Annotated in this window: 11 protein-coding genes and 2 pseudogenes; 9 read left to right on the top strand and 4 right to left on the bottom strand. The window is 36.8% G+C overall.

The window, feature by feature from the left end; translation table 11 throughout:
• The first annotated feature begins 10 nt into the window (after positions 1–10).
• From AB1498_07235 to AB1498_07220, 4 genes and pseudogenes are all read left to right on the top strand, one after another.
• Positions 11–103, top strand: coding sequence for a hypothetical protein (locus AB1498_07235; protein ID MEW6088083.1), 93 nt, complete (start codon positions 11–13; stop codon positions 101–103).
• Positions 96–314: a tyrosine-type recombinase/integrase gene (locus AB1498_07230; GenBank protein MEW6088082.1), complete on the top strand. Its 219-nt coding sequence runs from the start codon at positions 96–98 to the stop codon at positions 312–314. Before AB1498_07235 ends, AB1498_07230 begins: the two co-directional genes overlap by 8 nt.
• Before the next feature lie 94 nt (positions 315–408).
• A pseudogene (locus tag AB1498_07225) lies at positions 409–528 on the top strand (RHS repeat-associated core domain-containing protein).
• Between the two features lie 338 nt (positions 529–866).
• Positions 867–1247, top strand: a complete 381-nt coding sequence (locus AB1498_07220; protein MEW6088081.1) for a hypothetical protein — start codon at positions 867–869, stop codon at positions 1245–1247.
• Positions 1248–1345: 98 nt separating this feature from the next.
• Here the strand turns inward: AB1498_07220 and AB1498_07215 are convergent, their stop codons facing one another.
• The 4 genes from AB1498_07215 to AB1498_07200 form a co-directional block, all read right to left on the bottom strand.
• Positions 1346–2533: a hypothetical protein gene (locus AB1498_07215; protein ID MEW6088080.1), complete on the bottom strand. Its 1188-nt coding sequence runs from the start codon at positions 2531–2533 to the stop codon at positions 1346–1348.
• Positions 2534–3051: 518 nt separating this feature from the next.
• Entirely contained in the window at positions 3052–3381 is a 330-nt protein-coding gene (locus AB1498_07210) for a CopG family antitoxin (GenBank protein ID MEW6088079.1), read from the bottom strand.
• A gap of 1 nt (position 3382) precedes the next feature.
• Positions 3383–3661 carry a BrnT family toxin gene (locus tag AB1498_07205; GenBank protein MEW6088078.1) on the bottom strand — a complete coding sequence of 93 codons (279 nt, stop codon included), beginning with the start codon at positions 3659–3661 and terminating at the stop codon, positions 3383–3385.
• Between the two features lie 376 nt (positions 3662–4037).
• Positions 4038–4472: a transposase gene (locus AB1498_07200; protein MEW6088077.1), complete on the bottom strand. Its 435-nt coding sequence runs from the start codon at positions 4470–4472 to the stop codon at positions 4038–4040.
• A 738-nt stretch (positions 4473–5210) separates the two neighbouring features.
• Between AB1498_07200 and AB1498_07195 the strand changes: the two genes are divergently transcribed.
• The 5 genes and pseudogenes from AB1498_07195 (at position 5211) to AB1498_07175 (ending at position 9090) form a co-directional block, all read left to right on the top strand.
• Entirely contained in the window at positions 5211–5654 is a 444-nt protein-coding gene (locus AB1498_07195; GenBank protein MEW6088076.1) for a hypothetical protein, read from the top strand.
• Between the two features lie 649 nt (positions 5655–6303).
• Positions 6304–8094, top strand: coding sequence for a C39 family peptidase (locus tag AB1498_07190; GenBank protein ID MEW6088075.1), 1791 nt, complete (start codon positions 6304–6306; stop codon positions 8092–8094).
• Between the two features lie 21 nt (positions 8095–8115).
• A pseudogene (locus AB1498_07185) lies at positions 8116–8223 on the top strand (transposase).
• Positions 8211–8669, top strand: coding sequence for a hypothetical protein (locus AB1498_07180; GenBank protein ID MEW6088074.1), 459 nt, complete (start codon positions 8211–8213; stop codon positions 8667–8669). Before AB1498_07185 ends, AB1498_07180 begins: the two are co-directional and overlap by 13 nt.
• 199 nt (positions 8670–8868) lie before the next feature.
• Complete coding sequence (locus AB1498_07175) at positions 8869–9090, top strand: hypothetical protein (protein MEW6088073.1); 222 nt, start codon at positions 8869–8871, stop codon at positions 9088–9090.
• Positions 9091–9171: the final 81 nt, after the last annotated feature.

Raw genomic sequence — 9171 nt, 5'->3', positions numbered from 1 at the left:
GCGATACCGCATAGGTGACTATCGATTATTCTATGAAATTGATGATGGAACGAAAATAATTTCTGTTACGAGTATAGAAACGAGGCAAAATGCGTATGGCTAAAAAAATAACACCGCACAGCCTGAGGCATTCATGCGCCACTCATCTATTACAAAACAGCAGTGATTTAAAAATGATCCAAATGTTGCTTGGACATACCCGCATAACGACAACGGAGATTTATACCCGCGTAGTCCCGGAGGATTTAAAGGCCGCTATTCAGAAATACCATCCCAGGGGAAAATTACAAATAAAATTTACAATAAAAAGTTGATTTTTTAAAGGAAAAGAGTATAGTATGAATATTAACCTAAACATATAACAATAAAGGGTTAAAAGGATTGATTATGAAAAGTGATCTATGATAGATAAACAGGGCGAGATATTATGATTCGAAGGTGGGGAGATTCTTGGAACCGGATCCGATTGGGTTTTTGGGCGGGATAAACTTTTACGCGTATTGTGGAAATAATGCAGTGAATTTTGTGGATCCGTGGGGGTGGTGTAAAGATAAAAAATACCCATTCCAGAAGAAATGGAGTGAATTGACTGCTGAAGACGTCGAAAAATATGGTAATTCTAAGCCAGTTCCTCTATATGAAGATCCGATTTTTTGGGGGTCTTTCGGAGCAGGATTGGGATATGTAACTGGTTTTGAGATTACTATCGGCAAAAATATTCGTATTGCGCCATTTGGGAATCGTACAGGAAATCCTAGTGGTGAATTACCTCATTACCATAGAAGAATTATTGATCCTAATACAGGGGAAATACCCGATGGCGGATCATTAAAATGGCATCGTCCATGGCAGAAAGGATGGTAATAATGAAACCAGAATATCCCATATTTATCTTAACCAAGGATGAAATGTCAATTGCAATGTTGGTTAATTCAAAAGAGTTAAATTTTTATGAGCAAATTGATATTGAAGAAGGACTATATGAAGGCTGGGATGTTAGAGGATATCCAATAATTTTGAGCTGGGATAAAAAATATGGTACAAAAATAGAAATAACTAAAGAAATAACGCAATTAGAAAAGTTGGAAGAAGCAATTATAAATTATGCGAAACTTTATAATCCAAAAGTTCCATTTAAATATTCTGGCCCAGAAAATAATATTACTGAATTGTTTAATGAAGTTGAAAAGCATATTAAGAAAGATACTTTTAGAGAAAAATTGAAACATTTATTTAAAAGAAGTTGATTAACCCTGATGAATTATAAATCAAATAACGTTGTTTCCTACTACAACTTCGGCCAGAACCAATAATCTTCGCATACAATCTGTCCTGAGTTTCCCAATTAGTGCGGTTTTTTATCAAGGAGTAATTTCAAAGAATTGCCCGATATTTCGTCTTTCAGAGTAATTGTCCATTTGTCCTTTAATTCATCCACTACCTTCCTTATAGATTTTCCTTTTTCCATCTCAATTACTCTGGTCATACAAAGTGCTACGAATACAATAAGAATGTGATATTCAATAGAACTTTTTTTTCGATGATAAATCGGCCTTGCCTCTAAATCGGTTTTGGCTATTCTGAATGATTGCTCAATTTTCCATAAATCTTTATACCTTTCAATCAAAAGCTCCCAGCTTAAATTTTCAATGTTGGTTTTATAGCCTTTAATTCCTTCAAGCAGTCGGTGCTTTTCAATAATTGTTTCATTCAGCTTAAAAGCATTTTTGTCCGCACTTGTCAAAAATTTCGATCGTTTCATAGCCTTTGATGGATTTTTTAAGTAATATTCAGCCTTTTTTAATTGTTTATCATTGTCAGATTTATCCTTCTTGGCCCGTTTTGTCGAGTATTCGTATAAAACAGTATTTCCTTTAAAAATATCGTAATAAATAGGAAACCCAGCTTCATTAACAACAAGGCCGATTAATATCTGAGGCTGATTTATTTTATTGTCTTTTGAAAAACCTGTTTTCCGAAAATCGTCTTCGGTATGAGTTTCAAAATAAAGGGTTGTAACATCATAAAAAACAAGCGTAAAATCAAATCCAAGATTCTCTTTTGCATATTTTACGGCAATATCTTCCACATTTTCTTTCAAGCATTGTAATTTCAAAAGCTCTCTGAATGCTGTTGTCTTTTTAAGCCTGATGCCAAAGTATTTTTGGAGAAGCTCTATGGACTTTGACTTTGAAGCAGGTTCTAAAACACGGATAATTGCAAAATCTTTGAGGACGGAATTGTCAATTTTATTAAACCCAATTTTTCTGTATACTTGATTTAAATATTCGTAAGCCTCCCAGAGATAACTTTCCGTAATTTTTATGCCGCGTTTAAAAAGAATCTCTTCTGATTGTGGATTAAAATTAAATTCTAATTGGGGATTGTGGAAATGGACATATTCCTCCGCAATGCGGATTAATTCACATATCTTCCCTTCTTCTTTAGAAGAACCGATGTGTTTTGCTAACTTAAATCTTTTCCCCTTATAAAAACCAACTTGAATAGCTGTGCTTCCAGAATGGGTTTTCACCCTCCTTATTTTTAGGTAGTGCGGTTTCACCCTACTTTTTTACACGAAAAACCGCCTCAAATCAACATCTTTATTTTTTATCTTCAAAAGTGGGAAACTCAGGAAAGTATGCTTTGCGGTAGCCTGCAAACTGATAGCTTGTAACATAAAAAGGTGGGCCAAGGCCCAAACAGCCCTGGAAGGACCATTACAAGGCTTTTTATCATCTATTTTTGGTCGTCTGAAAATATTCCGGATCGGTTTGAGTAAGATGTCATTTTTTCTACAAACAACAGTTGCTTTACAGTTTTAATAATTCGACCGATTGAAAATATGCACTTACTTCTCAGAAATCAAAGTATTATTTAATTGACATAATGACATAAGGTTAAAAAAAGTATAACATTTAGGGATGCCGAGACAAGCAAGGATAGATTAGTGAACGTCCCTGAAATCCCTCTGAAATCCTGAAATCTGACCTGCTTCCTTTTAGTTAAGGCGGTCTTAGTTTCCACCGCCCGCCCGCCGTACTCAGCCGCCTATTTTACAGCAAGAAGTTTTCCTATTTCCGGATGCGTTTTAATCTCCTGGCGGATTCCTTCAATCACCCATATTCTCATCAGAGTCTGGTAACCAAGCCCTCTGTATTTAGCAATAACTTTAGCTAAATCAATTTGCCGCTGGCCCATTCTTAAAGTAAGAGAACGTTTTCTATCTTCGCGCCTTTCAGCGGCTTTTTTTAAGAGACCGGGAGCAAATTCAAAAGGCTCTTTCACATCTACAAATTCACGTGGATAATCAAGCGGGCTATGGGTATCCCAAAAACGCGCTTCCTCTTCTTCGGTTTTAAATTTAGGTATCTTTTTCATTTTACTTTATTCCCTTTCTCTTTTTGTAATAACGTTTTTCTTTCTCAGCCATATCCCTGGCGCTAATCACCCTGATCCGGCCGCTGCCCTTAATAACAAAAACTATAAAAAGATATCTTCCTTCTTCCGTAACGCCATAAGCAATATATTTATCTTCTCTGCCTCTCTGATAGAAAGGTTTACTGTATAGAATTGTTTCCTCAACCTCAAAAATAGCAACCCCGTGTTCGGCTATATGATTTTCATTTTTCTCATCCCAGTCAAAACTATGAATGTGCATCAAAGTTCCTTTTTTTCTTCTATTGAAATGTTACCACAATGTAACTACATTGTCAAGTTTCATTGTCAGGTTTCATTTTTTGGACAGGCCAGACTGAGTTACATTTTTATTGGTTATTAACCAAGCCTTGAATAATCGCTTAATTTTATCACAGAAATAACATCCTATTACAAATATAATTTACAATAAAAAGTTGATTTTCAGAAGAAAAAGAGTACAGTATGAATATTAACCTAAACATATAACAATAAAGGGTTAAAAGGGCTGATTTTGAAAAGATATAGAATAGAACGTTGGTGCAGAGAGTGCTTGGCGTAAAGCGATATAGAAAATTGGTAGTGGAAGTGGTTTTTAGGTGGAGTGATGCAATGCACAGTCAGCACCACCGTCCCCTATCTCCCCAACTGATGTTATCGAAGACATTGCGGATCAGCTTCATCTCCGGGTCTTTGGCGGCCAGTCTTCTACGGAACTCGACCAGTGAACGGCGCGATAGATAATCCTCATCGTCGTTAATATCCAACGCGTATCGCCACCGGATATCGAAGCTGAATGTGTCTAGGGCTTGTTGATCGCTCAAGGTGTTAAACTCTTGCAGTAGACACAGCCCTAACATGCGTGCAACGCTGAAGTTGGGACGTCCCGTATTGCCGTACAGCATCGCATACTGGTCTTCATTCTTAAACAGTATGGGAAGGATTTCATGCTTGAACAGATGAGCCCATGATGAAATAAGGCGATTGCGCAATGAAGAGGATAACTGCATGTCTATACCGAATAATTTTTGTTGGGGAGAAGTTTTTTTATACATGACTCTTTATAGCATAGTATAATTTCTAAATCAAGAGTTACTTCTCAGGAATCATACTTTGATGAACGTCCCCTAATCCTCCCCTAATCCTCCCAGGGCTTCGGGTTTATTGTTAAATTCATCGATGGGCTTCACCCATCGCTATGATATTATACCCCTTCGGGGTTTCTTAATCCCCGCAAATCAATTACTTTGGGGTATAATTTATTTAAGAGGCTTAGTGTGGTCTTTTTTCCAATTTTCGTAAATTGTGGGGCCAACGAAAATCAATAAAATAACCATTAAACCTATAAATAAAAAAATTATATTAGACATATTTATTACTCCTTTTGTAATAGATGGCTTATTGTGAGACATAAACCATAAAAAAGTAAAGCAAAAATGATGAGAAAAAAGTTTATGGAAATATTTGAGACAAACTGTCCAAAAATTAGAGCGGCAATAGCTAAATTACCTAAATCCATAAACTTTTCACTAAAAAGCTGTTTTTCTTTATCGTTTAATCTCATTAAAATAAATTTTAACATTATTTGTATTATTGTCAAGATAATTTAATTATGATATAAAAAGAAATTAACAAAGACTTCCCTGCCTCAAGAGAGTGTTAGACAGCTACAATCCCGACCTTTCAAAAGTGTAATCCCGTCAGATTTTTTATGAAATATTTTTTCCTTCACTTTTTTTCAAAATATGATATAATACTTTAAAATTTTCAAATATTTAAAAGGAGTTGATTTCATGAAAGCAGTAAAAGCATTGTTGAGTGTGGTTTTCGCAGTAGTATTGTTAATCGGGTGCAAGGGTGGAGAAAAAAAAGCCGGTGAAGCAGAGTCAAAAGAAGCCGCCCATGAGGCGGTTAGCCACGAAGCTTCTGTCCCGTCTGAGGGGAATTTTACTGTCGCTGATGTTTTTGCCAGGAAAGACGAGCTTAACGGTAAAAGTGTTACTTTAAACGGGAAAGTAGCGAAAGTTAATTTGTCTATAATGGGGAAAAACTGGATACATTTGCAGGATGGAACAGGCAGCCAGGGAACAAACGACATTACAATAACGACAGAAGGCGTGGCGCAGGTCAATGACAAAGTAACTGTTACAGGGACGGTTGTTACAAATAAGGATTACGGTTCCGGTTATAAATATGACGTGATTATTGAAGACGCCAAGGTCACCGTTAATCAATAGTTATTAAAAAGGTGCAGGTTATAGGGCCAATGTCCCGCGCCTTGACCCAAAACCCTGCACCCTTTATTATTACCCGCCGCCCATCATTTTAACAACCTCTATTTTGTCTCAGTTTCGCAGCGGGGATCGGTTGAAATTTTCCCGTTTGACGATTTTCCCGTTAAGTTCAACCGCGACCATTGCGGGAGAAAGTTTATAATCTTCAAGCAGTTGTGAAATATATTTGTCTATTTTTTTTCTTGACTATTCCCAGAAAAGCAATACAATTAAAGCGCGGGGGCGGGTGTTTCGACCACTCACCCTGAGGTGTCCGCCTGAGGCGGACGACGAAGGGTCTAAAAAAATGGACAGAGATCCTTCGGCTTCGTCCGCCCAAGGCGGACAGGCTCAGGATGAGCAGTCGGAAAAACTCCCCGGCTGCTGAATTAAATAAGAGGGAACTTAGAGCATATAACAGAATTATCTTCTACTACAAAACGAACATTTTGGGCTGCGGACTGCGTCGGATTTCACAAAAAGTGCTCAACCTAGCGCTCTGGCTATGTCTCCGCGCTTTTTGCTCATCCTCCTTGTCTTGCTCTAAAATGCACGTTTTCGTGACGAACATAATTTTGTTATATGCTCTTAATTAAACATGGAGGAGATAAAAATGTCTGAGATAAAAGACTTATTCTCAAAAAATATTTTATTTTTCTTACTGTTTATTTTTATTGGTGCAAGTTATGCGGAGGCCGGTGAAAAGATAGAAAATATGAGCCCCCCGGCCAATTGTGGAGCGAATTGGACAGAGGATATAGATGTATGCCGCAGGTGCCATAATCAAAGTTCCGGCAGGGATAGTTTAAGCATTCAAAGTTTTTATTCAAGTTCTGATGAATGCGGGGGAAATTCAACTTATGTCGGCCCCATGCAGACGGAGACTACATCAGACAAAAAGCTTATAGTTACCCATCCTGATACAACTGTCCTGGTTGGAACGAATTTGTGTTTTCCAAATACATTAAAAATAAATGGTTATGCGATTGCGTATTATTATTATGAAGACGATGTTGTGAAACATGAAGAATGGTGGCCGGATGCTGATACTACCTATACCCGCAGGCATTTTTATCCAACAGGAGGCGGACATAATTATAAAGTTAAAGTAATTTATTGCAGTAACGGGATGCCGTCATGCGGGACAGGCTGGGTAAGACTTACCAAGGAATGGGCAATAAACATCGGAGAAGGAGAGATAAACCTGGCAGTTCCTTATTACAGCCAGCTTGATTCAACGAGCTGGAACGGTTCTGATTCCACAGGATGGGCCAATGAAATTTATGACAGCACAGATACTACAATCAGTAGATTGGGCTGCGCGTTGACTGATTTAGTTATGGTTGTAAGGTCATACGGAATAGCGTATGATGCAGAGGGAGAAGAGGTTAATCCGAAAAATATGAATAACTGGTTAAATGGAAATAAAGGATATTATCCGGGAGGATATATAGATTGGACGAAAGTAGCAACATATTCAAGTGACCAGGTTATATATAATCATGTGGGTGCAAGTTTTGATACATTAGATAGTGACTTGAAAGATAATAATCCTGTAATTTTAAAAGTTCCAAGAAATATTAAAAAAACTCATTTTGTAACAGTAAAAGGGAAAACAACCGATACATATAAAATTAATGATCCATCATCAACCACAAATGTTACTTTAACAGCATATGATAATCAATTTGATACTATATTTGATACTGTGGGAACAGGGGGATTCAGACGATTTACTCATAAGACTCCAGAAAAAGGTCAAATGGGAGTTTTTGTTCAATGTCCCGTAGAACTTTTATTGACTGACCCGCAGGGTAAAAGATTAGGTTTTGATCCTATTACAAAAACTATTGTGAATGATGGTCTAAATGGATTCTATGGTGCAGGAGATGCAGTTGATGAAAGGATTACTGATCCGGGAAAACAATTAACTGTTGACATAGAAGAAGGGAATTATTCATTGCAGACTTATGGTACAGGAGTTGGACCATATACCTTGTACATTGGTATAATCCTTCCTAAACTTGCCGGAGAGAAATTGGAAGAAGTGGATGCTGTATTTACCGGTATTACACGGGAAGGAGCTATAGCAGATTATCCTATTACAATTACGACTTCGCCTGAGACATCCAAGGTAGAACATATTATAACTCTAACTTCCATGAAAGAGGATGTGGAAATTCTTTTTCAATTAGAAGAAATTGATAACGAAGGAATAAAAAACAGCTTATTGAAGAAGCTGGAAACGGCGGTGCAGGCAATGGATAAAGGTGATACCAACACAATTGAGAATATTTTAGGCGCTTTCAAGAATGAAATTGAAGCCCAGAAAGGGAAACATATAACTGAAAAAGGAGCAAAGATTTTATTGGATGACGCGGATTATTTAGTTAAGCATTTGTGATTTATAGCTAAAAATTTCCCCATGACCAACAAATACAATCCCGATATTCATCACAGGCAGTAGATTAGACTAAGGGATTATAATTATTCCCAATCCGGAGCATATCTTGTGACGATATGTATATATCATCAGAAATGAAAACAAATAGAATGATAATACAAGAGGGTGGGGAAACCCCGCCCCTACGAATTAGGTTTTTTGAATTTAAATGTCTTAAGATTAAAATAAAAAAAGTTTGGCAATTTTTTGTCTCTTTAAAATTATACACATATTTAAGCTTCCTGTTTATTGTCTTAAGTCTGCATGGCAGTGTGAAATCAGAGCAAAAATCAATTTATCAAAACAACTATTGGGGTTTTATAGTTAAGTATCCAAAAGATTGGTATGCATGTGCCGGTACACGGGGAGATGCCTATTATTTCGAATCATATGACAGCAAAGATTTAGATGCCTCATGGTATATACCCAATCAGGACCAGCTAAGAATTGAAGTTTCTATAATACCCAAAGATGTGGGCATAGATTATAAAAACGCACCCCCAGAATATATAATAAAAAAACAGATATCCCGTTAATCGATGGAGAAAAATACATTGAAATTCATGAGAAAAGACCTGTTTCTGGTTATGAGAACAGCATTTTGGTATACCCCAATCTCAAATAATAAAAGGTCATTATATTCTGCGGTATATTACAAAACATAATGGTTATACTTATGTTATTGCCGCGGAACCAGCTGATTCAATACTTATAAGTGAACTAAAAGACTTTATTATGGATTTTAAATTTATTACAAGAAAGGGATATCTGCCTCGATCTGAGCCGCCAGCGATAGGCAATGCTTATTACGAAGATGCACTGCGTGGTTTTACTTTTGAATACCCGATTGATGCACCTTTTTGCAATTTCCCGGACATTCCCGGAGGCGTTATTGATAAATATAGCATAGAATTAGCCCAAGTTCCGCAGTGTGATATTGGGAATGATATTTTTTAGCTAAAGGAAATCTAAAAAAGCTTGATAAATCAATAGCGGATTAAAAAAAAGTGAATGTAGTGCAGACCACCCTCTTGAATA

This window comes from bacterium, assembly GCA_040754625.1.
Taxonomy (GTDB): domain Bacteria; phylum JACRDZ01; class JAQUKH01; order JAQUKH01; family JAQUKH01; genus JAQUKH01.
Note: the sequence above shows the minus strand (reverse complement) of the source record. Positions and strands in the feature narration are given on the sequence as shown.

Bases quoted from the DNA above. Each gene is read 5' to 3' on its own strand.
- AB1498_07230 (MEW6088082.1), top strand. From the start codon at position 96: ATGGCTAAAAAAATAACACCGCACAGCCTGAGGCATTCATGCGCCACT.
- AB1498_07220 (MEW6088081.1), top strand. From the start codon at position 867: ATGAAACCAGAATATCCCATATTTATCTTAACCAAGGATGAAATGTCA.
- AB1498_07210 (MEW6088079.1), bottom strand. From the start codon at position 3,381: ATGAAAAAGATACCTAAATTTAAAACCGAAGAAGAGGAAGCGCGTTTT.
- AB1498_07205 (MEW6088078.1), bottom strand. From the start codon at position 3,661: ATGCACATTCATAGTTTTGACTGGGATGAGAAAAATGAAAATCATATA.
- AB1498_07200 (MEW6088077.1), bottom strand. From the start codon at position 4,472: ATGTATAAAAAAACTTCTCCCCAACAAAAATTATTCGGTATAGACATG.
- AB1498_07195 (MEW6088076.1), top strand. From the start codon at position 5,211: ATGAAAGCAGTAAAAGCATTGTTGAGTGTGGTTTTCGCAGTAGTATTG.
- AB1498_07190 (MEW6088075.1), top strand. From the start codon at position 6,304: ATGTCTGAGATAAAAGACTTATTCTCAAAAAATATTTTATTTTTCTTA.
- AB1498_07180 (MEW6088074.1), top strand. From the start codon at position 8,211: ATGTATATATCATCAGAAATGAAAACAAATAGAATGATAATACAAGAG.
- AB1498_07175 (MEW6088073.1), top strand. From the start codon at position 8,869: ATGGATTTTAAATTTATTACAAGAAAGGGATATCTGCCTCGATCTGAG.